The organism is Granulicella arctica, from assembly GCF_025685605.1.
Lineage (GTDB): Bacteria > Acidobacteriota > Terriglobia > Terriglobales > Acidobacteriaceae > Edaphobacter > Edaphobacter arcticus.
Window position 1 is genome coordinate 2,559,968 of the sequence record NZ_JAGTUT010000001.1, and the last position, 24,911, is coordinate 2,584,878.

General features: G+C 56.3%; 24 protein-coding genes. 14 read left to right on the plus strand and 10 right to left on the minus strand.

Features of this window, described 5'->3' with window-relative positions:
• The first annotated feature begins 9 nt into the window (after positions 1-9).
• On the plus strand, positions 10-1,110 hold the full coding sequence (locus OHL20_RS10775; RefSeq protein ID WP_263383192.1) for an ABC transporter permease: 1,101 nt from the start codon (positions 10-12) through the stop codon (positions 1,108-1,110).
• 21 nt (positions 1,111-1,131) lie between these two features.
• On the opposite strand, the gene OHL20_RS10780 is transcribed toward OHL20_RS10775, so the two are convergent.
• Entirely contained in the window at positions 1,132-2,295 is a 1,164-nt protein-coding gene (locus OHL20_RS10780) for an acyltransferase family protein (protein WP_263383193.1), read from the minus strand.
• A 136-nt stretch (positions 2,296-2,431) separates the two neighbouring features.
• On the opposite strand from OHL20_RS10780, the gene OHL20_RS10785 reads away from it, so the two are divergent.
• From OHL20_RS10785 to OHL20_RS10805, 5 genes are all read left to right on the plus strand, one after another.
• A complete protein-coding gene (locus tag OHL20_RS10785) occupies positions 2,432-4,057 on the plus strand; it encodes an ArnT family glycosyltransferase (protein WP_263383194.1) in 1,626 nt (541 codons plus the stop codon).
• 345 nt (positions 4,058-4,402) lie between these two features.
• Complete coding sequence (gene rplM / locus OHL20_RS10790; RefSeq protein WP_263383195.1) at positions 4,403-4,855, plus strand: 50S ribosomal protein L13; 453 nt, start codon at positions 4,403-4,405, stop codon at positions 4,853-4,855.
• A gap of 56 nt (positions 4,856-4,911) precedes the next feature.
• The gene (gene rpsI / locus OHL20_RS10795) at positions 4,912-5,307 is read left to right on the plus strand and encodes a 30S ribosomal protein S9 (RefSeq protein ID WP_263383196.1); all 396 of its coding nucleotides are present in this window, start codon (positions 4,912-4,914) and stop codon (positions 5,305-5,307) included.
• A 207-nt stretch (positions 5,308-5,514) separates the two neighbouring features.
• Positions 5,515-6,462 (plus strand): 30S ribosomal protein S2, encoded by a 948-nt coding sequence (gene rpsB / locus OHL20_RS10800; protein ID WP_263383197.1) that lies wholly within the window; start codon positions 5,515-5,517, stop codon positions 6,460-6,462.
• A gap of 105 nt (positions 6,463-6,567) precedes the next feature.
• Positions 6,568-7,233 (plus strand): translation elongation factor Ts, encoded by a 666-nt coding sequence (locus OHL20_RS10805; protein ID WP_263383198.1) that lies wholly within the window; start codon positions 6,568-6,570, stop codon positions 7,231-7,233.
• Positions 7,234-7,313: 80 nt separating this feature from the next.
• On the opposite strand, the gene OHL20_RS10810 is transcribed toward OHL20_RS10805, so the two are convergent.
• The gene (locus tag OHL20_RS10810) at positions 7,314-8,897 is read right to left on the minus strand and encodes a hypothetical protein (RefSeq protein WP_263383199.1); all 1,584 of its coding nucleotides are present in this window, start codon (positions 8,895-8,897) and stop codon (positions 7,314-7,316) included.
• Positions 8,898-9,070: 173 nt separating this feature from the next.
• Between OHL20_RS10810 and pyrH the strand changes: the two genes are divergently transcribed.
• Together pyrH and OHL20_RS10820 are read left to right on the plus strand one after the other, a co-directional pair.
• Positions 9,071-9,775: a UMP kinase gene (gene pyrH / locus OHL20_RS10815; RefSeq protein WP_263383200.1), complete on the plus strand. Its 705-nt coding sequence runs from the start codon at positions 9,071-9,073 to the stop codon at positions 9,773-9,775.
• Between the two features lie 133 nt (positions 9,776-9,908).
• Entirely contained in the window at positions 9,909-11,021 is a 1,113-nt protein-coding gene (locus OHL20_RS10820; RefSeq protein ID WP_263383201.1) for an acyltransferase family protein, read from the plus strand.
• Between the two features lie 170 nt (positions 11,022-11,191).
• Here OHL20_RS10820 and OHL20_RS10825 read toward each other — a convergent pair whose 3' ends face one another.
• The 5 genes from OHL20_RS10825 to OHL20_RS10845 all read right to left on the minus strand — a co-directional run bounded on the left by OHL20_RS10825 (position 11,192) and on the right by OHL20_RS10845 (position 17,978).
• Positions 11,192-12,436: a lactonase family protein gene (locus tag OHL20_RS10825; RefSeq protein ID WP_263383202.1), complete on the minus strand. Its 1,245-nt coding sequence runs from the start codon at positions 12,434-12,436 to the stop codon at positions 11,192-11,194.
• A 103-nt stretch (positions 12,437-12,539) separates the two neighbouring features.
• The gene (locus tag OHL20_RS10830) at positions 12,540-13,811 is read right to left on the minus strand and encodes a lactonase family protein (protein ID WP_263383203.1); all 1,272 of its coding nucleotides are present in this window, start codon (positions 13,809-13,811) and stop codon (positions 12,540-12,542) included.
• A gap of 242 nt (positions 13,812-14,053) precedes the next feature.
• Positions 14,054-16,144, minus strand: a complete 2,091-nt coding sequence (locus OHL20_RS10835) for a M13 family metallopeptidase (protein ID WP_263383204.1) — start codon at positions 16,142-16,144, stop codon at positions 14,054-14,056.
• A 141-nt stretch (positions 16,145-16,285) separates the two neighbouring features.
• Positions 16,286-17,371, minus strand: a complete 1,086-nt coding sequence (locus OHL20_RS10840; RefSeq protein ID WP_263383205.1) for an MlaD family protein — start codon at positions 17,369-17,371, stop codon at positions 16,286-16,288.
• A 226-nt stretch (positions 17,372-17,597) separates the two neighbouring features.
• Positions 17,598-17,978, minus strand: coding sequence for a holo-ACP synthase (locus OHL20_RS10845; RefSeq protein ID WP_263383206.1), 381 nt, complete (start codon positions 17,976-17,978; stop codon positions 17,598-17,600).
• 69 nt (positions 17,979-18,047) lie between these two features.
• Between OHL20_RS10845 and OHL20_RS10850 the strand changes: the two genes are divergently transcribed.
• The gene (locus tag OHL20_RS10850; RefSeq protein ID WP_263383207.1) at positions 18,048-18,479 is read left to right on the plus strand and encodes a hypothetical protein; all 432 of its coding nucleotides are present in this window, start codon (positions 18,048-18,050) and stop codon (positions 18,477-18,479) included.
• 27 nt (positions 18,480-18,506) lie between these two features.
• Positions 18,507-18,794 carry a Dabb family protein gene (locus OHL20_RS10855; RefSeq protein WP_263383208.1) on the plus strand — a complete coding sequence of 96 codons (288 nt, stop codon included), beginning with the start codon at positions 18,507-18,509 and terminating at the stop codon, positions 18,792-18,794.
• A 14-nt stretch (positions 18,795-18,808) separates the two neighbouring features.
• Here OHL20_RS10855 and OHL20_RS10860 read toward each other — a convergent pair whose 3' ends face one another.
• The gene (locus OHL20_RS10860; protein WP_263383209.1) at positions 18,809-19,408 is read right to left on the minus strand and encodes a hypothetical protein; all 600 of its coding nucleotides are present in this window, start codon (positions 19,406-19,408) and stop codon (positions 18,809-18,811) included.
• Between the two features lie 90 nt (positions 19,409-19,498).
• On the opposite strand from OHL20_RS10860, the gene OHL20_RS10865 reads away from it, so the two are divergent.
• From OHL20_RS10865 to OHL20_RS10875, 3 genes are all read left to right on the plus strand, one after another.
• On the plus strand, positions 19,499-20,227 hold the full coding sequence (locus OHL20_RS10865) for an ABC transporter ATP-binding protein (RefSeq protein WP_263383210.1): 729 nt from the start codon (positions 19,499-19,501) through the stop codon (positions 20,225-20,227).
• A gap of 33 nt (positions 20,228-20,260) precedes the next feature.
• Positions 20,261-20,827 carry a TetR/AcrR family transcriptional regulator gene (locus tag OHL20_RS10870; RefSeq protein ID WP_263383211.1) on the plus strand — a complete coding sequence of 189 codons (567 nt, stop codon included), beginning with the start codon at positions 20,261-20,263 and terminating at the stop codon, positions 20,825-20,827.
• Between the two features lie 67 nt (positions 20,828-20,894).
• On the plus strand, positions 20,895-21,761 hold the full coding sequence (locus OHL20_RS10875; protein ID WP_263383212.1) for an SDR family NAD(P)-dependent oxidoreductase: 867 nt from the start codon (positions 20,895-20,897) through the stop codon (positions 21,759-21,761).
• A 77-nt stretch (positions 21,762-21,838) separates the two neighbouring features.
• On the opposite strand, the gene OHL20_RS10880 is transcribed toward OHL20_RS10875, so the two are convergent.
• Both OHL20_RS10880 and OHL20_RS10885 read right to left on the minus strand, forming a co-directional pair.
• Positions 21,839-22,318 (minus strand): energy transducer TonB, encoded by a 480-nt coding sequence (locus OHL20_RS10880; RefSeq protein ID WP_263383213.1) that lies wholly within the window; start codon positions 22,316-22,318, stop codon positions 21,839-21,841.
• 109 nt (positions 22,319-22,427) lie between these two features.
• On the minus strand, positions 22,428-24,344 hold the full coding sequence (locus OHL20_RS10885; RefSeq protein WP_263383214.1) for a M1 family metallopeptidase: 1,917 nt from the start codon (positions 24,342-24,344) through the stop codon (positions 22,428-22,430).
• A gap of 277 nt (positions 24,345-24,621) precedes the next feature.
• Here OHL20_RS10885 and OHL20_RS10890 point away from each other — a divergent pair, with 277 nt between their 5' ends.
• Entirely contained in the window at positions 24,622-24,888 is a 267-nt protein-coding gene (locus OHL20_RS10890; RefSeq protein ID WP_263383215.1) for a hypothetical protein, read from the plus strand.
• The last annotated feature ends 23 nt before the right edge of the window (positions 24,889-24,911 follow it).

Here is a 24,911-nt window from a genome sequence, read left to right on the forward strand (position 1 = left end):
TAGATTGAGATGAATAAACTTGTTGTTGGAAACCTGGTCCATCGTCCGTTGCGCTCAGTTATCAGCGCCTTTGCAGTCGCTATCGAAGTCGTCATGATCCTGTCAATCGCTGCCATTATGCTCGGCATGCTGAATGGCACCGCAAAAAATCAATCAGGTATTGGCGCGGACATGATCACGCATCCCGGCGCTGCTTCCAACCTCATCGGCATGTCCGGTGCATCGGCATCCATCAAGGTCGCTGGCATCCTGGCCGCGCTCCCGCATGTGACTGTAGCTGCTCCCGTGTACATCAAGCTCACCGCCAGCAGTTCGGTCGAAAACATCTATGGCATAGATTTTCCAACATTTGACGCTCTAAAGCCATTCGTCTTCGTGGCAGGCGGACCGTTCACCGGCTCGAACGACATCATCATTGATGATATTCAGGCCGCGAAGGGCCTCAAGGTGGGTGACACCATTCAGGTACTTGGTCAGCCCTTCCGAATCTGTGGCGTTGTCGAACACGGTAAAGGGGGACGCAAGTTCATTCCCATCACCACGATGGGAATCATTGATGGAAACGAAGGTAAGGCAAGCGCATTTTATCTGCTTACCGACAACTCCCCTCAATTCCAGAAAGTGGTTCGTGATGAAATTCACGCTACCCCCGGAATGCAGCAATACGATGTTCAGACGATGGAAGAACTGCTAAGCCTGCTTACTCCGGAAAAGATGCCAGGCTTCAATATCGGTCTTCGCACCGTCATCGGGATTGCGGTCATTATTGGCTTTCTAGTCATCTTCCAGTCCATGTATACGGCGGTGATCGAGCGCACCCGCGAGATTGGCATCCTGAAATCTATGGGGGCTTCGCGTCTCTATATCGTGGGGATTGTACTAAGCGAGACGGGCCTTTTAACGCTTGTTGGCATCGCAATTGGCATCATCGCTACCTTTGCCCTTCGTGCTGCCCTGCACGCCAAGTTTCCCACGCAGGCGTTCACTATTACGCCAGGTTGGGTGGCCTCCGGATCACTGATTGCGTTCTTTGGAGCTCTGCTGGGGGCGTTTTATCCAGCACTCAAGGCAGCCCGCAAAGATCCTATAGACGCTCTCTCTTACGAGTAGAGCTGTCACAGCAACGAAGTGTTACGTACTAGGCACCTGCTTCGACCTGGCAAGGCTGCGGCGCTGGGTGTAGAGGTGAAACGAGCGGATCACTTTGCTGCGGAGTTTGAGTGATGGCTGCTCGATCACACTGTAGGAGAAGTTCGCCATAAGGAAGAAACCGAGCCAACTTACAGGGAAGACCTCGAACCAGGTAAAACGACCGAAAACTGTTGCGTTCTTGTGGTGAAGAAAGATCGTCTGCCAGATGTAGACGCTGTATGAAAGCACTCCTATCCGCACAATTGGCTTCCAATTCAGAATGCGGCCCACCGACGATTCCGGATTACGTGTACACCATAGAAGAAACATGGCGATGGCCGCGCCATTGACGGTGTATCCAATCGGAAGGTTGAAGTAGTTTTCATACCGTGCTGCGAGAATGCTGCAGATAACCATCACCGTGGGTGGCAGCCACCAGATACGAGTTGCGAAGCGATAGATTGTCTCGAATCGTGGTGTGTGCTGGAGCAACGCAGTCAGGCAGCCGAACATCAGGAAGTCGAAATTCAGGTACTTTGTACTAATCGCATGTAAAACCGGATGAGCGTGAGTGGCCCCAAGCAGGACTCGCGCAACTGGAGAGATGATAAGAATTACGATCGGTACTCGCGCGGCGGCAAATCTTCCCGCAAGACCCGGACGACGCAGGCAGAAGATCAACAGCAACGGCCACCAGAGATAGAACTGTTCTTCCACGCTGATCGACCAGAGGTGCTCCATGGACCACATCGACAGATGCGATGCAAAATTGTGAAAGAAAAATATCCCGCTGATGATGTCAGCCCGGTTAAGAGTGAGGCGGCCAAAGATGCCGAGAAGGATCACAACGCCCATATAGAAGTACAGCGGCGGCAGGATTCGGAAGACTCGTCGTAAATAGAATCCGCGCAGGCTGACCGTGCCGCGTTTCTCATGCTCCTGTAAAAGCAGACTCGTGATGAGAAATCCGCTGATCTCAAAGAAGATGAAGACGCCACTCGCACCGTTGAACACCGCATACCAGCCGAGCCAGACATGATGGTCGATGTTGTAGCGCTGCAAGGTATGGAGCGCAACGACCAGGAAAATCGAGAGCGCTCGCAAGCCGTCGAGGCTTGGAATACGGGAGAGCACTGTGGAACGCGGCAGGGTTGGTGAAGACATTGGATTCCCGTTGATCTTCTTACTATAGACGAACCGCTTTACCGCCCTTGGTAGGCGGACGCCACAAATGGCGGGATGTCTCGATGAAAGTACCTGTAATAAGCTGGATTCATTATCGAGGCATTGCTTTCTTCCGTTGACAGAGTCCATCCCCATACCGTCGAGTCCTCGCACGATCTCCAAAGCCATCAATGCGCTCCTCCTGCTGTGTGCGGGGATCTTCTTCGCTCTCCATGCTGTACATCTCACCGCTGATTTCCCCAATCACTCGCCTTGGATGGATTGGGCGAAGTACACCGATGAGGGCTGGTACGGAGATGCTGCCATTCGCCACTACCAGCGCGGCTCCTGGTACGTCGCGGGTGACTTCAATCCAGCAGCAGCGCTGCCCGTATGGCCGGTACTCGAACTTCTTGTCTTCCGCTTCACCGGGGTCAGCCTCTCTGCTGCCCGGGGGCTGACGGTTGGTATCTTTGGTCTAATCCTGTTGACATCCTATTTTCTGGTCCGGCGCTGGCAAGGAGTGTCCGGGTCGTATGCGCCAGCGATTGCGGTGCTTCTTCTCGCCGTCAGTCCTTTCTGCTATGTCTTTACGCGCATGGCGATCCTTGAGCCGTTGCTGATCCTTTTCATGTTGCTCACGCTTCTGGCAATATCAGGTTTGGCGCAACCGCGAATCGGCTTAAGGCGCTATCTGCTCGTTGTTGCTATAGGCATTCTCCTGCCGCTGATGATTCTCACCAAGACGACCGCAGTCTTCCTCTTTCCAGCCATTGCGTGGCTCCTATGGGTATCGTTGGACTGTCAATGGCACCGTTTTCTTCGGTTTGCGATACCTGCTTTGGCCATTGCAGGTGGCCTCTGGCTCAGCTATTTTGCTTTGTTCGTTCGCCCTCATTTCCTTGAGGACTATCGTTACCTGTTCAGCGCCAATGCGTACACGGGCATCACGGTCGCCACCTTCTGGAGCGTACTCAGCGACACGATCAGAGACGGTCGCTGGATGGGCAATGTCCTCTATCCCGCCGGGCTCGCGATAATACTTATCGGGATAGTCCGGCTACGGCGACGAATCTCTCCATTAGCGGTTTCGCTGCTGCTCTGGGCCGCTGGCTACACGAGTTTTCTGGCGTATCACAATAACCTGCAGCCTCGGTACTACCTCGTTCTTGCGATCCCGTTGACGTTATTAGTGACGATTCTCTTGAACGATGTCGTACATAGTTTCCGTCACAGCTCGGTCTCTCTGAGAACGATCGTTAGAACTGCGGCTGTTGTAGCGCTCATCGCCATCGCCCTCCCGGATGCACTCCAGACGCTTCAATACGTTCGCAAACCGGAGTACACCTTCAGGCAGGCCGCTGAAAAAGTCCGCCAGGTGATAGCGTCGACACCGTCCCAAAGTCCTCTGATGCTCTCTATCAGCGGCTCAGATCTGTCATTGATGACTGGGCTCCCCTCAATCTGCGACGATTTTGGCACCATGGAACTCGCGCAACGCGTCGCTACCTACCGGCCAGGATGGTATGTTGCTTGGAATCAGGTAGATGACGACAAGATGGATGCCCTGACGCCCCTTTTCCATCTCCAGCGGGTTGCTGCTTTCCCAGCAATGGATGATCCGGAGCGCAATTTGCTGATCGTCTATCGCCTCGATCCGCCCGTTCCTACCCCGGAGCCTCAACGTAAGCGGAAGCCGGTCCCGCGTCTGCTGCGAACGAAGATGGGCCAGCAGCCCAGTGTGATACAGCTTGAGCATTGATCTGTGCTACTTCTTGGTTGACTCTCGATAGGTCATCGTCTACTGTTAAGGCTCGCGCAGTCCCACGTCTGCACGTCTGTGTTGCTCCATGTCACAGAAAGTGCGATGAGCGGGACAACCGTGGTGGATCCACTGGGAGTGACTTGCACCACAGTCGCCCCTGAAGCACCCATCTCATAGGCTTTGTGCGTAATTCCGGCAGCCCGGCTTCGTTATGCCGGTTTGGCAATCAAGTTTCTACAGCAGCAAAGTGTTGCACTTACCAGCATGTAGTACACATTCGTACGACTTTCTTCATGCACCACGCCGAATACTGAAGACGGCAGAATCAGGGAGTATCTCAAGATGTCGACAACCATTCCGAGCGGAAAAGACATTAAGCGCAAGTGGTACGTAATTGACGCAGCCGGTAAGACTCTCGGCCGTCTCGCCACGCGTTCCGCCAGCATTCTAGCCGGTAAAGATAACGTGCTTTACACCCCATACATTGATATGGGCGATCACGTCATCATCATCAACGCCGAGAAGATTGTCCTCACGGGCCTCAAGTCCAGCCAAAAGCTCTATCGCCGCTACACGGGTTTCCCCGGTGGTCTGCGTGAAGAGTCCTTCATCAAGCTGCTTGCCCGTCGCCCCGAGGCGATCGTCGAGCAGGCCGTCAAGGGCATGTTGCCCAAGTCCAAGATGGGTCGCCAGATGGCTACCAAGCTCAAGGTGTACAAGGGCGGACAGCATCCTCATCAGGCGCAGCAGCCTGAACCGTTCGAATTCCACGCGTCCAACGCTCCCAAGGCGTAAGCGTTCAGCTTCTCGACTCAAGCAGTGGGCTTTAGCCCGATGTTCTAAGGAGCACCATGGCAGATTTGATCCAATTCTACGGAACCGGCCGTCGCAAGTCCTCGATCGCACGTGTTTTCCTGCGTCCAGGCAGCGGCAACTTTGTCGTCAACAAGAAGGATGTTGATGTGTACTTCGTCACCGCTCAGCAGCGCGCCGCTGCAAAGCGTTCGCTTGGTATCGCTGACATTGGCGAAACCTTCGACGTCTTCACCACCGTAAAGGGTGGCGGCGTGATGGGCCAGGCCGATGCTGTGAAGCTCGGTATCGCCCGTGCACTGATGATCTTCAATCCCGAGCTTCGCAAGGCGCTCAAGGCTGAAGGCCTCGTTACCCGCGACTCGCGTGGTAAAGAGCGCAAAAAGTACGGACAGAAGGGCGCTCGCGCACGCTTCCAGTTCTCGAAGCGATAGAAACAGCCTTTCAGCGAAGTCAGTTGTCTTTGCTTGTTCTTGCTATATGCATTATCCGGAGGAGGTCTGGGGCTCTCGCCGAGCCTCCTCCGTTCGCATCACCCTTATGCTGCACGTGCGCATAAGGTCAGGGGTCAAATCTCCCGTACGCGGGATCAATCCAGGCACCGGTGCTAACACCCGGCCGCCTTCACCAAGGAGCTCACTTTGGCAAATATCACCATGAAAGAACTGCTCGAAGCAGGCGTTCACTTCGGGCACCAGACCAAGCGCTGGAACCCCAAGATGAAGGAATATATCTTTGGCGAGCGCAACGGCATTTACATCATCGATCTCCAGAAGACCCTCAAGATGTTCAAAGAGGCTTCGAAGTTCGTTACTGATCTGACCTCCACGGGCAAGCTCATCCTGTTCGTCGGCACCAAGCGCCAGGCACAGGATGCCATCGCCGAAGAGGCAACACGCGCCGGCATGCCCTACATTAACAGCCGCTGGCTCGGTGGTCTTCTCACCAACTGGGTTACCGTGCAGAAGTCGGTCAAGCGCCTCACCGAGCTCGACGATATGTCGACCGATGGCCGCTACGAGCTTCTCACCAAGAAGGAAGTCATCAAGCTTGAGCGCGAGCGTAAGCACCTGACGACGAACCTTGCCGGTATCAAGACCATGAAGCGTCTTCCCGATGCTCTCTTCATCGTTGACTCCAACAATGAAGCGATTGCCGTCGCCGAAGCCCGCAAGCTTGGCATCCCGGTTGTCGCCGTCGTCGATACCAATTGCGATCCGACTGTCGTTGACTACGTCATCCCCGGCAACGACGATGCTCTTCGCGCCATCCGCCTCTTCACCACGAAGATCGCTGATTCGGCTGCGGAAGGCGTTCAGATGGTCTCGGAGCGTGCCTTTGCGACAGAAGCTGCCGACGTTCAGCAGCTCGAAGTCTCCCCGGAGCACGTCGGCGAAGAGGGTGATCTCAACCTTGACGCTGCCACTGCGGAAGTTCATGAGTCAGCCGGCATCGCCGAGGCATCCGTTGAAGATGACGAGAATGTCGATCTCGACGCCGTTCTTGGCGGCGGTATCAAGAAGGCACCAGCAGCAGCGACCGAGCCCGAAGCTGAGCCCGAAGCCGTTCACGCTGAGACCGTCGCGTAACAGTTCACGAGTACTCTCCATAAGGAGCGTGGCTGCCCGCGAAAGCGAAATGGCACCACGCTCTTTCTGCGTAAGCCGCATCAACCGCACCTACAAGGATGAATTATGACTACCGCTACTGAAACAACGAAGATCGACGCCAAGCTCGTCAAGGAACTCCGCGAAAAGTCCGGCGCCCCCATGGGCGACTGTCTCAAGGCTCTGCAGGAGGCAAAGGGCAACATGGAAGACGCTTTTGTTGTCCTCCGCAAGCGCGGCATGGCTTCGGCCGCTAAGAAGGCATCGCGCACAACGAACGAGGGAGCAGTCGGCACCTACATTCATGCTGGTGGCAAGATCGGCGTCCTCGTCGAGCTCAACTGCGAGTCGGACTTTGTTGCTCGCACGGAAGACTTCCAGGAGCTGCTCCGCGACATCGCCATGCATATCGCTGCGACTGATCCTCGCTTCGTCGGTCGCGACGAGGTCACGGAAGCCGACCTCGAGCGTGAGAAGGATGTCTATCGCTCACAGGCTGCAGCAACCGGTAAGCCGCCTGCGGTCATCGAGAAGATCCTCGAGGGCAAGCTCGCGAAGTTCTACGAGGAGTTCTGCCTGCTCGATCAGCCCTTCATCAAGGAGCAGACTCAGACGATCTCGCAGTTGATTGCTGCTAAGGTAGCAAAGCTTGGTGAGAACATCTCTGTCCGCCGCTTCGCCCGCTTCAAGGTAGGAGCCTCCGATTGGACGGTCGCGACCACCAAGGCCCCCACGGAAGAAGCATCAGCGTAAACATTTTTGCAAACTTATACGAGAAGGCCCGGGTACCATTCCCGGGCCTTCTCGTTTTGGTGGCAATGTAGACGATCGACTCAGTTCGGCTGTGATCTCGGCATGGCATAGCCGCCCTCGCGGCGTTCCGGGTCGAAATAGAACGTGACATCATCCGGCAATGTTGGTTCGAAACGCGCAAGATCCGCACGGATCCTTGCCGTTGCTGCAGGATCGGTGCTGTAGAAGACCATGCACGGTTCATTGATGTTGATCGGAGTACTCGGTACACACATCTTTGCGACGGGAGTCCAGGATTCAGGTATTTGAAACCACTCCGGATAGAGCATCGCGAGGCTGATCGCATGGCGTTTCGTAATGCCGCTGAGCCACTCTTGCGTCTTTGGGTTTTGACGAGAGGCTTCAACCGACGCGAGCCCGAAGACATCCAGCACATATGTTCCCGGCGTGCGTTGATAGCTCACCAGCCCGAGATCATTCACCGCATAATCACCATGGTAGAACTCGGTGACGAAGCGATGCATTTGGAATTGCTGCCGGTAGATCTCTTCCGAAGCGGATACGGTCAACTCCGTCGCTCGGATGAATGGCGAAGCGCAAAATACCAGCCCAAGCGCGAAGTAGCCAAACATGAACTTCGGTCGATCCGAAAGAACGCGGACACAGATCAGCAGTAAAAAGATCAGCGCATACACCTCATAGCGAAAGAACCACTGGAAACGGCCGATCGCTAGTTGCAGTGCGCCTAACACGGCGACGCCCGCGTAGGTAAAACGGCGTGCTCTCGTTGTCGCAGTCCACGTCAACCCGACGAAGATCAGAAACAGAATCGAAATTGTGAAGCGTTCTGGATCGACCAGGCACTGGAAGATATCCGAACGGACTTGTTTGAAGACCTTGTAGAGCGGTCCTCCGCTGATATACACATTGCCCTTCACCAAAACCGACATAGGCAGAACAGGGAGACCTCGCGAGACAAGGTATCCGGAGAAGGCGATCAATGGAGCGACAGCCAGTCCCAGTACCGTCCACGCCTTCTTCCATTGTCTCGTTCCCGCCAGGGCAAAGCAGATCGCGACGGTGATCGCAAGATTCTCATACCGCACCATCGGAGCAATGATGGTCGCTGCCAGACACCATGTTGGGATCTCTCTGTCTGACAATGCTTCCATGATGCCGATGGCGCAGCAGATCGAGAGCAGGATCTGCAAGACGTGTTCCATGCCCACGAAGGTCAAGCTGGCGATATTTGCGGACAGCATCAGCAGCAGGGCCGTGATCATCTGCTGCCAGAAGGGCATCCGTCCCTGCTCATCGCGTTGAGGAGGCCACCTGGCCACCGCCCACCCAATCAGGCATGCCGATAAAAGTCCGAACAGGAGATTCCAAAACAGAGGCACATAAGAATGCATCGCTGTTCCCGCTAGAGGAATCAGCAAAAAAGGCCACAGCACGCTCGAGGAGGGGGAGGAAAACTCGGTCGGATTGATTCCGTAATGACCATGGGCAAGATTCTCGGCCAGTGCAAGGTGAATGTAGGGATCATCGAGCGCATAGATGAAGTGTCCGTCGTTGTGTTTGCGAATCGTAACGAAGAGAATCGCTGCGACGAAGAGGTAGCTCAACGCGCAAAACAGGATTAAATTGCGTGAAGATGGTCGCATTGAGTGGTAGGGGTTCCTCCTCTCTATCCTATAACTGGAGCCTCGCGACCTGTGTAGCTTGGGTCGAGAATCCCGGAGAGGTATCCTTGCGGAAGCATTTCTGAGTGGAAAGCCCGACGCGCCCAACGCAGGGTTTGGCTCACACCCGCTCCCGCATGCGATACTTGATATGTATGTACAAACGAGTTCTGCTTAAGCTCTCGGGAGAAGCCCTGGCCGCCGGTAAGGGCTTTGGCATCGACGCCGTCTTCATCCACAATGTAGCTGCGGAGATTGCTGCGGTTCACGCCGCGGGTTGCGAGATCGCCATCGTAGTCGGCGGCGGCAATTTCTTTCGCGGAGTGGCTCAGCAGGCCATCGACATGGATCGTGTCGCTGCAGACCACATGGGAATGCTTTCGACCGTTATCAACTCGATTGCTCTTCAGGACGCCATCGAAAAACTGGGCTTGTTCTGCCGGGTCATGTCCGCCATCGAGATGCACCAGGTCGCGGAGCCCTATATACGCCGCCGCGCTATGCGACACCTCGAAAAAGGTCGCATCGTGATCTTCGCCGCAGGTACCGGCAACCCCTACTTCTCCACCGACACCGCTGCCAGTCTGCGCGCCATGGAGATCAAGGCGGACGTTCTGCTCAAGGCCACGTCAGTAGACGGCATCTATACGGCCGATCCAAAGCTTGATCCAACCGCGACCAAGTATGAGGAGATCACCTACATGGAGATCCTCAGGCAGAACCTTCGCGTCATGGACCAGACTGCTGTCTCTCTATGCAAAGATAACAATCTGCAAACTATCGTCTTCAGCATGAAGGTCCCGGGAAACATCGTCCGCGTCGTCAACGGGGAGAAACTCGGTTCGCTCATCACGTCCTGATGTGGCCGAAGTGAATTGATTTAGGAATAAACAACGACATCCAGGCGAGTAGTGGGTCCATACCCGTGTTGGTGTAAGTTAAACCAGCCCGATCTGAGGTCGAACCATTCAGACGTACGTCCGTAAGCCGCCATTGCCAGCCCTGACCGGTATCAGGACAATTCTTGCGATCAACATCCTTTTTTTCCATTTCACCCCGCCACATATGCGATGGATCTCGCCGTTTACCGACAACGGTTTCGTGTTCGTCGGCTTCTTTTTTTTGCTCTCGGGTTTTGTCCTCGCCTATAACTACGCCGACCGCGCTCTTACGCTGAACCCGCGACAGTTCTGGCTCGCCCGCTTCGCGCGGCTCTACCCAATCTATCTCCTTGGGCTCGCGATCTCCTTCCAGATGCTTCAGGCAGAGTGGCAGGTCCGCAGTCATACCCAGTTCTGGGAAGGATTGTTGCTGACGCCACTCCTGCTCCAAGGGTGGAATCCGCTCCTTGCAACCTATTGGAATACCGTCGGCTGGACCCTCTCCTGCGAGCTCCTCCTCTACGGCGCGTTTCCGTGGGTCATCCGAGCCTGGGCTGTGCGGCTACCCTCGCTGAACTCGGTTCGTACCTTGATTGCACTCTTCCTCGCTCTCTGGATCGTCGGCATGCTGCCGCATATGCTCTACATGCTGCTCAACCCAGACCACCTTACGGAGCCCATCACAAGGTATAGCTACGGCTTCTGGCTGCGTTCCCTCAAATACACCCCACCGTCGTATGTCTGCATGTTTCTCGCCGGAATCACGCTCGGCAAGCTCCAGCTGCAATTGGAGATCAATGACCGTCAACGACTCGGAATTGCCGCCGTTGGACTTGTCACAATAGCAGTCTTCTTCTACACCGCTGTCCCGCACATGCCATACATCCTGATGCATGGCGGATTGCTGCTCCCGCTCTTTGCAACCCTGACAATTGGTCTAAGTGGGGCAAACCCCATCGCTTCGGTCTTCGCATGGAGGCCACTGCTTGCGATCGGCGAGACAACTTTCTGTCTCTACATTCTGCATTTCAATTCGATTAACCTGCTGCGGAACTACCACGTATGGGATCGGCTGCACCTGGCCATACTCGATCCCTGGATAACCTACGCGACCGCTCTGCTCATCGCTGCTCTGGCGCATCATCTGGTCGAAGCACCCGCTCGCCGATACATCCTGCAGCGCTTCGCTACAAAACCCAGCCCGGCGCCTCTCGCTACAACATAGAGCCTTCCCCAGACCCACTATGCTGTTCATCGCAACAAGCTATACCTTAGAGCGAGTGCGGCAACTCAGCGTTAACGGCTAGGAGCGAGTCGCGCAAGGCCGTTTTGTACAACTAGCCATACGCAGAAACGCCCCGCAATCGCGGGGCGTTTCTGTGGTGCTGATACTACTTACTGCGTTGGAGTTGTTACCGACAGCGAAGTGGAATGCAAACCATTCGGAATCGCGATGATGGATGTAGGCAGACCAGACGCTGGGAAAGGCGAGTGCTGAATCTGGGTTAGACCGCCATTGTTCGGGCTGAGCTGTTCGCCCGATACCGTTCCGTCAGAGTTGTTGGCCGTGTAGAGGTAAATACCCAGCGCAGGCTCGATCGCGATAGCTACCGGATTGGTCAAAACGGTAGTGCTTCCACCAACAGAATTTGTCGGAGTGCCATTCGCCGCGTTGATTGCATAAGCGCTAACCGTGCTCGCGTTGAAGTTGACGACGTACAGGAACGAGCCACGAGGATCGATCGTAAGCGCGACAGGGAACTGACCCGTCACGAACGGCCCATTGACCATCGGCGAGAGGGATCCATCGGAAAGGACTAGGTAGCCGATAAGCTGGTTCGATGTCTTGTCCGTCACGTAGACGAAGCTGGACAGAGGATTCTCCACGATAGCGCTTGGCGAAACACCAGCCTGATATTGGCTCAAGCCAGTACCAAGAGCTTTGACGCCCGGAAGCGGGGTAAGCGCACCGGTGGTTGCATTCTCGGAGTAACCAAGGACCTCGCCGATTGGCGCAGAACCCGCAGGCGTTTCAGCATCCACTACATAAACAAAGTTGTGAAATTTGCTGGCCGTAATGCCGACCGGATTGTTGCCGATGTTTACGTTCGTTGGTGCTCCCAACGCCACTGTCTCTGAAGCGCCAGACCCGCTGTAGGTAATCGGAAATACCGAGATGCCGCCGGGCCCAGGCGAAGCCGTTGTGAAACCTGTCTCAAACGTATAAGCGACGTAGAGAAATTTGCCGGCCGCGTCCACCGCAGCAGCCACTGGGAAGCTTCCCGTTGTGTTGTAGTTCTGCTCGGCATACAGCTTGCCATCAGTTCCTACTGCGTAGGTTCCTACAGTCGAATCATCATGGTTTACCACGAAGACGAACTGGTTGCCTGTAGCTGTAGACGTGGTAGAGATGAGCGCGACCGGGTTGCGTCCTGCCGGAATCGGGGAGTCTGCTAGTTGCAGCAGAGCACCCGACTGGTAGTCGACCGAGTAGGCATTGATGAGACCGGGGTTGGTCTTCGCTGACGTCACATACACGTACGCCACCGTATAGTCGCGGCTGCATGCCGTGAGACCGAGTCCGAGAGCGAGTGAAACGGTGAAGGCCTTTGTAATGCGGCCCATATTTTTCAACTTCATGCGCTTTCTTAACTCCGGGGCAATCGTTTCCGCCCGCTGCTGCTGCCCTGATTTCAGGGTCTAGTGCTATCTGCTGATCGAATCCAGCTACCGACTTCGGTAGCTAGTTGACGTTTCCACTGATTGCCAGGCAGGTCGCATGCCCCGTCGCCGGGAAAGTCGCCCCACGCGCCAGGTCAGAGAGCTGGCCTGTTCTCGTATTGATCTGTTTACCCGTTACGGTACCTGCAACGTTGTTCGAAACGTAAACATACTGGTTCGACGGATCTTCTCCCATGCAGACCGGACCGGAGCCCACGGCATAAGGATTGTTCGTATCTCCGACGACCGGCTGCAGCTTGTTCGTTGCGCCAACGTCGATTTTGAAGGCCGATATGGTGCTATTCGCAACATTCGAGTTCGTTCCCGATTGGTTCAAAACATAGAGATAATTGCCAGTTGTGTCCGTCAGCGAATAGACAGGATTTGCTGTCAGGGCAAGATTTGGCGTCGAGCCGCCCGTAAGGGTGTTCAGTGCACAACTTGTTCCAACCGTGTACGGCAGGATCAGGTTGTTTGCGGAGTCCGTCAAGTAGACGTTGGTTCCGCTCGTGCTGATTGAGGTCAATTGAGCAGGCAAAGTTCCACCGGTGACCTGAACAGTCGAATTGGTCGTGAGCGTAAGCTGGCCTCCCGTGCCGACCGTATAGGGGAATACCGTGTGATCGCCTTGGTCGACGGTGTACAGGCAGCCGCCGCTTGCGACGCGCATCATGATCGGCGTCGGTCCAACTTCGAAGTAGGTAAGCTGGGTGCCTTGCGCGTTCTTTACCTGTGCGTTAGTAATCAGGCTCAACCGGCCAGTATCACTCGCAAGGGCAAAAACTGTGATGTCGCCATTGAAGTTGGTCACCCCATCGTAGTCGGGCGCGCGCTGATCAAGCACATACAGAAAGTTACCTGTGCTATCGACCGCAGCCCAGACTGGTGTATGGCCCTGACTGACTGAGCTGTTCTGGAATGTCAACGTACCATCGCCGCCGACTGAGAATACAGAGATGTTGCCTTCGACCGAGGCTGAGGTCGTCGCTGAAGTAGCCGGAACACCTTCGTTCACGACATAAACATAGCGGCCGCCTGGCTTAACCACAATCGACACAGGATTCGTACCGCCCGAGGAAAATGGCGAATGAACTGCCGACGTGAGGTTTCCCGTAAAGTCGTCGATCTTGAATCCGGCGATTTGACCGGTTTGCTGTCCTGCCGCCGCATTTGCCTGCGTACCAAGGACCCACATGTAACCAATCGTGCCGCCACCACACGCCGTCATGCCCAGTCCCATTGCTACAGATGCTACGAAGGCCATTCCGAACCGGCCAATCCTGCTCAACGTCATGCGTTTCCTTAATCCTCGCCAGCGATCGTTCAACCGCCTTGTACTGCGAGCAACTCTATTGGGGATACAAATTCTCCCCTGATTGTAGAAGCGTTCGCGAGTTTACGCCAATCTGCGCATCCCTTTCCTCGAGTCCATAGCTGCCCCGCGTGGTGTTTGGGCATCGAAAGGCGGTCAATACAACAACTCCCGTAGCACGAAAAAGCCCGGACCAAAGTCCGGGCTTTCGTGACTTCTTTGAACTACCAGACACGGCAACTGCTCGTCGGCATCATCGGTTGGCCTACCTTACAGCCAAACGCCTTTCCGAACTCCTCAAAGTTCTGCACCGTTCCCTTGGTCCGCCATTCGCCGGAGCTGTGAGGATCGGTTTTGGCCGACACCCTTGCGCTCTGCTCCGTCTTGTTCTCGCACCACACCTGGCCGAAGCCGATGAAGAAGCGCTGCTCCGCGGTATACCCATCCCTCTTTCCATCGGCGTAACCGGGCTCAGCGGCAGTCTTATCCTTTGCAATCGTCTCCTGCAAAGCCTGGAAAGCAATGCGTATTCCGCCGTTATCAGCAGTATTCTCACCGAGTGTTAGATGTCCATTCAACTTCTGCCCGGGAGCGACTTCAAATCCGTCGTACTCCTTAGCCTCGCATTCGGTCCGCTCGTTGAACTTCGCCAGATCCTCCGGGGTCCACCAAACCCGCACATTGCCGTGCAGGTCGTACTTGGAACCTTGATCGTCGAAGCCATGCGTCATCTCGTGTCCGATCACCACGCCGATGCCGCCGAAGTTCACCGCGGGGTCGATATTGTTGTCATAGAACGGAGGCTGCAAAATGCCCGCAGGGAAGTTGATGTCGTTCTGCGGCGGGTTGTAGTACGCGTTCACCGTAGGCGGCGTCATGCCCCACTCCGTCTCATCGACGGGTTTACCAAGCTTGCCGAGATTGTGTAGATCCTCAAACTTGCTGGAGTTCTCCACGTTGCCGACCAGGTCATCCCGCTTAACCGTCAGAGTGGCATAGTCGCGCCATTTCTCTGGATAGCCGATCTTCTGTCGAATCGTATCCAGCTTCTTCTTCGCCTCAACCTTGGTCGTGTCGCTCATCCACGGCAGGCTCTTGATGTCTTCGCCCAGAGCTCGTTCGAGCGCGGCGACCAACTTCTCCATGTTCTCCTTGGCCTCAGGAGGAAAGTTCTGTTTGACCCAATCCTGTCCGACCGCCTCGCCGAGGGCGCGATCCGTCATGCGCGTGCACTGCTTCCAGCGTGGCGTCTGCTCTTTTTGCCCTTGCAGCGTTGCCGAAAAGAAGCCGAAGTTCTCATCGACGATTGGCTTCGAAAGCAGTGGAGCAGCGCCATGGAGCGTATGCCACCTCAGGTAGCTCTTGAACGCAGACAGGCTCTCCGTCTCAATCATCGCGTTTGCCGCCTGCACAAAACCCGGCGACGATACGTTGATCGTCTTGGCTGCCTGCAGTCCCAATCCATCCACATATTGCTGCCAGTTGTAGTTCGGCGAAAGAGCATCGACCTGGGCGATCGTCATGATGTGGTAACGCTTGGCAGGGTCACGCATCTCGACGCGCGCCATCGATCCCTTGGCCAGCGCAGTCTCGATCCGCATCACATCCGTTGCTTCCTGTGCGGCCTTCACGGGAGTATCCCCGAGCAGGACAAACATAGCTGTTACGTGCGCGACATATTGATCGCGGAGCTTCTTGCTGCGATCGTCCTGGGTCAGGTAGTAGTCGCGGTCGGGAAGTGAGAGCCCGCCCTGTCCGGTGCCGAGGATCTGCTGCGCTGAATCCTTCTGGTCCTGCTGGACGCCCAGCCCAAAGAGCAGATCGCCATCGTACTTCTTCCATAGCTCAACGTTGAGCGCAGCAAATTGCTTCTTGTCGGTCAAGCCATCAATCAGCGCCAACTGCGGCATGATCGGCTTGGCTCCCAGCTTGTCCGCCTCATCAACGTTCATGCAAGCGGCGAAGTAGTCGCCATACTTGGTCTGCAGCGGCGTCTTCGGAGCGTCTGAGGCTGTCTTCAGCTCCTGATAGAGCAAGTAGTTATTGCGTTCCGCCAACTCATTAAAGCGTCCCCACCTCACCTGATCTGCAGGAATAGGATTGTTCTTCTTCCAGTTGCCGCACGCATATTGATAAAAGTCGGTGCACGGGTCGGCGGTCTTATCGATCGCGGAAAGATCGAAGCTGATCGGCTTCGCCGGCTCCTTCGTTGGCGCAGACGGAGCATCTGCCGAGGTAAACACCGGCGCAAAACCTTGCCCAAAACACAGGCTGGTCGAAAGTACGAGAACTGAAACGAGGGGCGTGACGCGCATGGTGCTCCTGGAGGCTGGAAATTGCTGCTGTGTGGTGACAGCAGAATAAACCCTCCTTTGACAGATCGTCACGAAAAGCTCTGTCTGCAATAGAAAACGACCCGCACAGTGGCAGTTCGTTTTCTATTACAGTGGCGAGACCTAGAAGATCTTCAGGTGAATCGTGAGATATTTCTTCGGATCTTGTCGGATGGTCGTCACAAGTACGGTGCTCTCGGTAAGCAGCTTATTCAAGTTGGTATACGCCATATCATCCGTGGCCAGCTTGCCCAGTGTGCCCTTGCCTTGGCTTACTCCTGCCACCAGCGAGTTCACATCCGTCAGCGTATCGCTCAATTGCTGCCGGAACTTCGGATCCTTCAGCATCAATCCCAGCCCACCCTTGCCTGCATTCGCGTCGTTCAGGATCTGATTCGCATTCGCGAGGGTAGCGTTCAGGTTGTTGTAGAGGGTCTCATCCTTCAACAGCTTGCCAGCCGTACCCTTCCCCGAGTCAAGCCCAGCCGTAATGCTGTCCAGCCGGCCCATCGCCGTATTCAGGCGGTTGTACATGGTGTCGTCAGTCATAAGTTTGCCGATGGAACCTCGCCCATTGTTCAGGTTCTTCTCAAGCGTCAGCAGTTCGTCGACCGTCGCGTTCGCCTTGTTGTAAAGGTCTGGATTGTTGATCAACTGACCGATCGATCCTTTGCCATTCTGCAAATTGTCGACAATCGAGTTCATCTTTGCCAGGATCACATTCAGTTGCTCGATCGTTCCCTGGCTGGCCTTTACTACGTCCGAGATTGTTGGCGTCTCAAGCGTGTGCAACTCGTCGCCATCCTGGAGCGGTGGCCCAGTTGCCACCTGGCTGTTGATGTCGACCACCGTATCGCCCAGCACGCCTACGGTCGTCAATGCCGCTTTCGAATCGCGCTTCAGGTCCGCAGAAAACTTCTTATCGAGCTTCATCACGACGCGCACAGGCGTCAGCTTGCGATCAGGGTTCGAAACTACCTGCACACTCTTCACCGTACCGATAGTGACACCCTGCAGATTGACAGCCGCACCCTCTTTGATGCCAGCAGCATTTTCAAAGTAGGTGAACACTGTCAACTTCTTCGAGAAGATCCCAAGGCCGGATGAACTTGTCATGAGGAACAGAAGAGTCACGAGAACGACCGCCGCGACCATCACGATCACGCCCACCTTCAACTGCGACCATCGAACTTCCTGCTGGCTGGGCATCGGCTCTCCCTATTCACTCTCTTCGCGCCTTGCGAGGCGCGGAATACAACCGGAGCTTCTGCCGTCTCAAACCAACGGGGCCTGTGCAGACAGAGGCGATACCACAGAGGATACCGTACCCTCTATTCGCTTCATGCAGCGGGTGTTTTGTTGTATGGATGCCAAAAGTGTACTCAGGGTTTCAAAAACACCGCTATCCCGATTTGAATCAACACCTCAACTCTACTCAATCTTCAACGATCACCACTGCCATCGCTACATCCCGGCTATGGGTAAGGCTCAATGAAATGGTGCGTATCCCCATTTTTTTTGCCCGCTCAGCAGCCCTTCCGCTAAGTTCCAGTTCGGGACGTTGACCCTGCTTCCGCCGCACCTCGATCTCCCGCCAACTCACCCCCTGGCTTATTCCCGTTCCAAGCGCCTTTGCGCCGGCTTCCTTCGCCGCAAACCGTGCCGCAAAGCTCTCCGCCGCGTTGCGCTTCTTGCGTAGGCAGTACGCTATTTCGCCTTCCGTGAAGATGCGGCGCAGAAACTGCTCCCCATATCGATTCATGCTCGCCTGTACCCGCGCAATCTCGATCATGTCCGTCCCCAAGCCAAGCACCATCGCCTTTACCTCTCCCCTATCATTCCACGGATGTTAGCTGTCACGTGACTACCGTTCTCGCAGTCCATCATGCCTTCAGGTCACGGTCCGATGAAGGCTCTATCGGCAGCTTCAACCGCGCCTCGGGGGCCAACACCTTTCATGCAATCGCTCGATATCCACGGCTTCAGCTATAGCGACCGCTTCCAGATCATGCTCTCGCTCACCGAGTCCCTCACCGACTCCGGCGCCTGGATCACCGACCGCAACACCGTCTCTGCTTCCACGACCGAGCTTCGCTTCGAAATCCAGCTGCACTGCGTCCTCGACCTGTATACAGCTCTCATCCTCACGGGCCTTGAACTCACCCGCACCGCCCACCACACCATGACGGATCTCTGGACCTGCTACAACAACCTCGAGCGCCGCTGCAGCGACGTTGTCGCCATTCGCCTCGAAATCAACTTCTTGGAAGACGTCACCCTCCACTCGCTTCTCGTTACGGGCGTCGGCCTCGCCTGATGTGCCATCCTTCGCTACACTGCTGGCATGATCATCCACGCCTTTCTCTTTCGTTGGAAGCCTGAAGTGACCGCTGACCAGAAGGCCCGCGTCCTCGCAGAAATCCTCGCGCTCAAGGACCACATTCCCGGCATCCTTGAGGCGCACGCAGGTACCAACTTCTCGCCCCGCTCCGAGGGCTACGAATTCGGCGGCGTCATGAAGTTCGCCGATCAGGCAGCACTTCACGCCTACGTCCATCACCCGGTCCACCAGAAGCTCATTAGCTGGCTGATGCCCCTCATCACGCCCATCGAGCTTGATTTCGAAGCTTGATCGTCGACCGGACGCTATCGATCCAGCACCATCACCCGAGGCCGGTGTCCCAGGCTCTCCGGGTCCCCGATCACGAGCGCATGCCGCAGCCAGCGCGTCCAGCGCTCGTGCCGCAGTATCAGTTCCAGACCCGTAGCATCAGGAGCCAGCCGGAACACCGGCACACTCACCGTCGTCATCCCTGCCAGCACCCGCCCACTCAGCGGATTGCCGGAGACCGCATCCGACAGCGCCCATATCCTGCTCTGCGCATCCAGCAGATAGCCCCGAAGATTCTCCTGCGCCTCGCTCTTGCCCCGGTTCGTCACAGGAACCGTAAGTCGCAACAGCCGTTCGTGATTTCGCGCAGGAAAGCCCGGGACCTCCTCGACGCGCTCCACCGTAAAACACAGCGTGTGGATGCACGCAGGCTGCCCCATCGCGATTCGTTGCTCCGGCTGTCGATGCGACACAACCGCTAGAACGGACAGGTAAACCACCCACACGCCCACCAGCGACCCCACTCCCTGCCAGATCTTCTGATGCTCCCGCCGCACCAGCGAAACCGTCAGCCCGAGCAGCCCAACAACCGTCCATAACTCCAGCGCAAGCGCCAGGTATTCAAAGCCGTTCATACCATTCCCCGCGATCAGCTAAACTTGAAGTTAATAATGTCTTCTACATCATCTCCGCAGCCACAAGCTTCCGACTCGAGCTCAGTCACAATGTCTTCTATCATCGTCGCCCAGAATCTCGGCAAGACCTATCGCTCCGGCAAGCTTGATGTGACCGCACTCCACGACACAAACTTCTCGGTCGAACCCGGCGAATTTGTCGCCATTGTCGGTCCCTCCGGCTCTGGCAAGTCGACGCTCTTCTATCTGCTCGGTGGTCTCACCTCGGCCACAACGGGCTCCGTCACCATCGATGGTACAGACTTCTCAAAGCTCTCCGACCCGGAGCGCACCAGAATGCGGCGCTCCCGCATCGGGTTCATCTTTCAACGCTTCAACCTGCTCCCAACGCTCTCAGCGATGGGAAACATCGAGATCGCGCACGACATAGCCAACCTCGGTGCTTCTAACAAGAAGCCACTCGACCACGCTCTTCTCGACCACCTCTCCGATCTACTCGGGATCCGCGGCCGTCTCGACCATCGGCCCAACGAACTCTCCGGCGGCGAGCAGCAGCGCGTTGCCATCGCTCGTGCTCTCATCAATCGTCCAGCCATCGTCCTCGCTGATGAGCCCACCGGCAATCTCGACACCAAGAACTCCGATGCCGTCCTTGAAATGCTCCGCACCTCCTCCCGCGAGCTCAATCAGACCGTCCTCATGATCACCCACAACCCCGAGGCCGCCCAGATCGCCGACCGTATTCTCCACATGCGCGATGGCACGGTCGTCCGCATCGAGAAGGGCGCAGGTCGCTCTGCCGTAACAGCCTCCGCCTAAGCCGCTGTACTCTCACCATAGGCATCCACAGATATGGCCCGAGTCCGAAGTCCCGAAAAACGTACCGCTATTCTCCGCGCAGCGATCGATGAGATCGCCGCCGTTGGCCTCAGCGCCCCTACGGCGAAGATCGCCGAACGAGCCGGTATCGCAGCGGGCACGCTCTTCACCTATTTCCCCACTAAAGATGATCTCTTCAACGAGCTCTACCTCGAACTCAAGTCCGAGGCTTACGTAAAGGTCAACACCGGCTTTCCGCACAAGGGAAGCCTTGAGAGCCGGACAAGGCACATCTGGCTCAGCTATCTGGACTGGTCAATCGCATCTCCTGAGAAACGAAAAGCTTCCATGCAACTGCATCTCTCCGATCTCATCACTCCTGAAACTCGCGAACGAGCAGGCAGCGAACGTGGTGCAGTCGAAGCAACTCTACGGGAACTGGGAGCTCGGTCCAGCCTGCGCAACATGCCGGCAGGGTTCGCAGCAGCCACGATGTCGGCCATGCAGGAGGCGACCATGGAGTTCGCCGCAAAAGATCTCCAGCATCGCGACCGGTTGCTCGAAGAAGGATTCCGAATCTACTGGCGCGCCGTCCGTTAGCTCCTCTCAAAAATAAATGAGCAACCACTCAGTCATTTTATAATCCTATGTGCAGGAGGATCTTGCCATGGCAAAGGTCTGGTTGATTACAGGAAGTGGAAACGGATTGGGGCGGGATATCGCCGAAGCAGCGCTCGCGTCAGGCGACGACGTTGTAGCCGGAGCTCGCCGTATTGAGGAACTCGAACCGCTGGTCGCCCAGTACGGCGACCGCATCAAACCAGTCACCTTGGATGTGCGCGACGAAAAGGCCGCACAGGCAGCCGTGCAACTCGCAGTAGATACCTACGGGCGTCTTGACGTGCTTGTCAATAACGCCGGATACGGCCAGTTCTCCCCATTCGAGCAGATGAGCGCCGACGACTTCAAGGCCATCGTCGACACCTGCCTCTATGGCGTCATCTACACTACGCGCGCGGCAATCCCCGTGATGCGCAAACAGAAGAGCGGCTACATCTTCCAGGTCTCGTCCATCGGCGGTCGCATGGCATTCCCCGGCAATACGCCGTACCATGCAGCGAAATGGGCGGTAGGCGGCTTCAGTGACGCCCTCGCCATGGAAGTTGCTCCATTCGGAGTCAAGGTCTGCACCCTTGAACCAGGTGGCATCCGTACCAACTTTGCGCACCGCGCCAGCCAGAATATACCGAAGCTTCTGCCCGAGTACGAGGCTTCAGTCGGCGCAGTTATGAAGCTCCTTGAGTTCGCGCGAGTCCACGCCGAAGGGAATCCTCGCAAGATCGCGGACGTCATCGTGACACTTGCAAACAGCAACGACGTCCCAGTTCGTCTCATCCTCGGCGCTGATGCAGAGAACCGCGTCCGTGCCGTCGAGGAGGGCCGCGCCATGGAAGCAGCGAAGTGGCATGACACCACAATCTCAACGGTCTTTGAAAACGCTCAGGCGATGCCCGAACTGCTGGTCGCCAAATAGCTGTAAAGGGAATCGCCAGGTTGGAGGGTTCATTGCGATGCCGCAAATCATCTTCGGCATCGCGATGAACCGCCCTACTAGCTAGGCGGCAGGAATTCCACCCGCACAAAGGTATCCACAGCAGTCGGTCGTCCATTCAGCACATACGGTCGATACTGCCAGCTCTGCACATTGGCCGTCGCCATCCGCACGAAGAGAGGGCTGGTCGTCTCAACGAGCGTCAGTCCCTGAATATGTCCATCGACCCCGACAATCGCCCTGAAGAGAACGTGGCCCCTCAGTCGCTGCTGACGCGCCTCCGCGGGGTAGCCCACCGACACCGGACGGCGCTCAATCATTGACGCCTCAACATCCGCGGCGACCCGAACGGTTCGCTGCGTCGCCGCCATCGTCTCTGCGGATGGCAATTCCTGCACATCGAGTCCCGGCCTCGTCGTGTCGATTGGGATCGGCGGCAGCCCGATCACGGGAGACACCGAGGTCAATGGACCCTGCGACTGTTTATTCGCGCACCCTGAGCACACACCCAGAAGCACGATCGCTGCAAACTTACCCATAGCCGAATCCTACCGTACCCTTTCAGATGCAAAGGATCGTGATCTTCGCTCAATGGTCCTTGTTCGACAACAGCCGCCGGTCACTTCCTTGGCCGGCGGCTGCTAGCAGCTACGGTAAAACCTTCTCGTTGTTGCTCCGATCGTCATCCGGCAGCATATGATCGGGATCGACCACCACCTTTGCCACCGCAGCCTTGTTCTCAAGCGTCCACGCGTAGACACCCTTCGAAAGCCAGGTCTCGACCGGCAACTTCACCCGCGTCTTCGAACCATCCTTGAACGTCACCTCAACTGTGGTCGGCAGAACAAGTTGACCGCGATTGCTGATCGTCACTACGGACCCCTCGACCTTATCCACAGCCACGTCATACTTCCAGTTATTCAGGTACCAGCCCTTCCAGAACCAGCCAAGGTCCTCGCCGCCCTCGCTCTCCATGGCCCGAAAGAAGTCCGATGGCGAAGGATGCCGATAGGCCCAGTCCTTGATGTACTTGCGGAACGCCCAGTCGAACCGCTCCGGCCCAAGGATCTGCTCGCGCAGCAGCACCATCCCATACGCACCCTTGAAGTAACTGATTGGATGACCAAGCTGCCCCGGATACCCGTCCGCCCGCATCATCACCGTCGGAGCCTCTGGATTGTCCAGCGTCTTCAGGATCGTATCCGGCGGCTCCCCACCAGCCGAGTACTCTGAATCCCGCTTCGGCCCATACTTCCCGCCCGCATACGTAGCCGATTCATCAATGTCGATGAAGGTATTGAAGCCCTCATCCATAAACGCATGCCGCCGCTCGTTCGACCCGACAATCATCGGAAACCAGTCATGCCCGATCTCATGCGCCGTCACCCAGAAGAGGAACGGTCCCTTGTCCTGGATGCCGTCGAAGACGATTCCCGGATACTCCATACCCGTCGAGAATCCAGCAACACTGATTGCCGTGGGCCACTGATACGGGAACCACTGCTTTGAAAAGTGTTCGACCGTATCCTTTACGTACTCGGTCGATTTGTCCCACGCATCCGGCCCAACACTCTCCGGCGGATAGACGCTCATCGCCAGCCCAGTCTTGCCATCCGGCAGATTCATCCGCGCCGCATCCCACACAAATACCGGCGACGCGCTCCACGAGACATCCCGCGTGTGGTCCATGTGGAAGTGCCACGTCAGCACACCATCCTGCTTTGGTCGACTCGCCGGGTCGCTTACCTCGGCAGGCGTGCGGATGTACACCGTCTTGTCGCTACCTCGAGCCTGATCCAACCGCGCAATCTCGGTCTTAGTCAGTACGTCCTTGGGGTTCACCAACTCTCCCGAGCCCGCCACGATCATGTTCGAAGGCACGGTCAGGAAATAGTCGAAGTGCCCATACTCCAGGTAAAACTCACTTCCGACATACGGCAGCGTGTCCCAGCCATGTAGGTCGTCGTACACGGCCATGCGCGGATACCATTGCGCCATGTCGTAGATCTCACCCTTCTCAGACATTCCCCACGACGTACGCCCACCCCATACCCCAGGTATCTGGTAGTGGTAGTGGATGTGAATCTTCACCTGGCCGCCATGCCCCTTCAACGGCTCTGCCAGCCGAATCTGCATCCGCGTGTCGTTCACGATGTATTCAGCCTTGGTCGTCTGCTTGCCCGCCTCGATCTCGACTGAATCAAACACGAATCCATCCGTCGTCGTCACCACAGGCACAGTCGATGCAGTGTCTGCTCCCCGTCGTCCCCGACGCCCACCGCCGCTCATAATGCGAGCCCGCGAGTCCTTCTTATACGTATTCTGCTCTAACTGTATCCACAAGCTCGGCAGCGTATCCGGGCTGTTGTTGATGTAAGTAATCGTCTCGTTGTTCTTCAGCACCTTGGCAGCCGTATCGAGATCGGCATGCATCTCGTAGCTGGCTTCGTTCTGCCAATAGCTCGGCCCCGGCGCTCCATTGCTTGACCGGTATACATTCACCGGATCGTCAAAGGTCAACGGCGAAAACGTAAGCCGGGGGTCGTAGGTTGACGGAGCGCTCACGCTTTGCGCAACCATTCCAGGCATAACTGAAACGCATACCGCCGACAGAAGCAGGCCAGCACGAAGACAAAAAGGCGAAACGCGAAACGCAGCCAAGGTGTTCTCTTTCAAATCAAATTTACGGAGTCTCTTCACCATACGTTCGTCGCAAACAAAAAGACGCGTAACATTGGCAGGATAAAAAGCGCCTAAATCTTCATTTGGCCTACCTCCACCCCATCTACTTTCCGCATCCCTCTGTATACAGCGGCAGAGCCCGCACAAGGAGATTGAGAACATGACCGACTACCGCGTAGCGCCAGGTGAAGCACAGGAAGACCAAGTCACCGCATCCATCGAGAAGTTCACCTCACAGATCCCTTCCAGCGTCTACCTTGCGGCGGCGCTTGGCTCTATGGCCGTTTCGGTCGGCTTTCAAGTGGCCAAGAAGCAGCACATGTCGCTCTTTATCGGCCAGTGGGCAGCCCCGTTCCTCATCCTCGGTCTTTACAACAAGATGGTGAAGCAGCACGGCTCCGACGCAACCAGTGGCCACAACGAGTAGTCGCAACAGTACAGCTTTGAAAG

What these genes read in the sequence shown, in the direction of transcription:
- OHL20_RS10775 (WP_263383192.1), top strand. Translation starts at nt 10, where the DNA reads ATGAATAAACTTGTTGTTGGAAACCTGGTCCATCGTCCGTTGCGCTCA.
- OHL20_RS10780 (WP_263383193.1), bottom strand. Translation starts at nt 2,295, where the DNA reads ATGTCTTCACCAACCCTGCCGCGTTCCACAGTGCTCTCCCGTATTCCA.
- rplM (WP_263383195.1), top strand. Translation starts at nt 4,403, where the DNA reads ATGTCGACAACCATTCCGAGCGGAAAAGACATTAAGCGCAAGTGGTAC.
- rpsI (WP_263383196.1), top strand. Translation starts at nt 4,912, where the DNA reads ATGGCAGATTTGATCCAATTCTACGGAACCGGCCGTCGCAAGTCCTCG.
- OHL20_RS10805 (WP_263383198.1), top strand. Translation starts at nt 6,568, where the DNA reads ATGACTACCGCTACTGAAACAACGAAGATCGACGCCAAGCTCGTCAAG.
- OHL20_RS10810 (WP_263383199.1), bottom strand. Translation starts at nt 8,897, where the DNA reads ATGCGACCATCTTCACGCAATTTAATCCTGTTTTGCGCGTTGAGCTAC.
- pyrH (WP_263383200.1), top strand. Translation starts at nt 9,071, where the DNA reads ATGTACAAACGAGTTCTGCTTAAGCTCTCGGGAGAAGCCCTGGCCGCC.
- OHL20_RS10825 (WP_263383202.1), bottom strand. Translation starts at nt 12,436, where the DNA reads ATGAAGTTGAAAAATATGGGCCGCATTACAAAGGCCTTCACCGTTTCA.
- OHL20_RS10830 (WP_263383203.1), bottom strand. Translation starts at nt 13,811, where the DNA reads ATGACGTTGAGCAGGATTGGCCGGTTCGGAATGGCCTTCGTAGCATCT.
- OHL20_RS10835 (WP_263383204.1), bottom strand. Translation starts at nt 16,144, where the DNA reads ATGCGCGTCACGCCCCTCGTTTCAGTTCTCGTACTTTCGACCAGCCTG.
- OHL20_RS10840 (WP_263383205.1), bottom strand. Translation starts at nt 17,371, where the DNA reads ATGCCCAGCCAGCAGGAAGTTCGATGGTCGCAGTTGAAGGTGGGCGTG.
- OHL20_RS10845 (WP_263383206.1), bottom strand. Translation starts at nt 17,978, where the DNA reads ATGGTGCTTGGCTTGGGGACGGACATGATCGAGATTGCGCGGGTACAG.
- OHL20_RS10850 (WP_263383207.1), top strand. Translation starts at nt 18,048, where the DNA reads ATGCCTTCAGGTCACGGTCCGATGAAGGCTCTATCGGCAGCTTCAACC.
- OHL20_RS10855 (WP_263383208.1), top strand. Translation starts at nt 18,507, where the DNA reads ATGATCATCCACGCCTTTCTCTTTCGTTGGAAGCCTGAAGTGACCGCT.
- OHL20_RS10860 (WP_263383209.1), bottom strand. Translation starts at nt 19,408, where the DNA reads ATGAACGGCTTTGAATACCTGGCGCTTGCGCTGGAGTTATGGACGGTT.
- OHL20_RS10865 (WP_263383210.1), top strand. Translation starts at nt 19,499, where the DNA reads ATGTCTTCTATCATCGTCGCCCAGAATCTCGGCAAGACCTATCGCTCC.
- OHL20_RS10870 (WP_263383211.1), top strand. Translation starts at nt 20,261, where the DNA reads ATGGCCCGAGTCCGAAGTCCCGAAAAACGTACCGCTATTCTCCGCGCA.
- OHL20_RS10875 (WP_263383212.1), top strand. Translation starts at nt 20,895, where the DNA reads ATGGCAAAGGTCTGGTTGATTACAGGAAGTGGAAACGGATTGGGGCGG.
- OHL20_RS10880 (WP_263383213.1), bottom strand. Translation starts at nt 22,318, where the DNA reads ATGGGTAAGTTTGCAGCGATCGTGCTTCTGGGTGTGTGCTCAGGGTGC.
- OHL20_RS10890 (WP_263383215.1), top strand. Translation starts at nt 24,622, where the DNA reads ATGACCGACTACCGCGTAGCGCCAGGTGAAGCACAGGAAGACCAAGTC.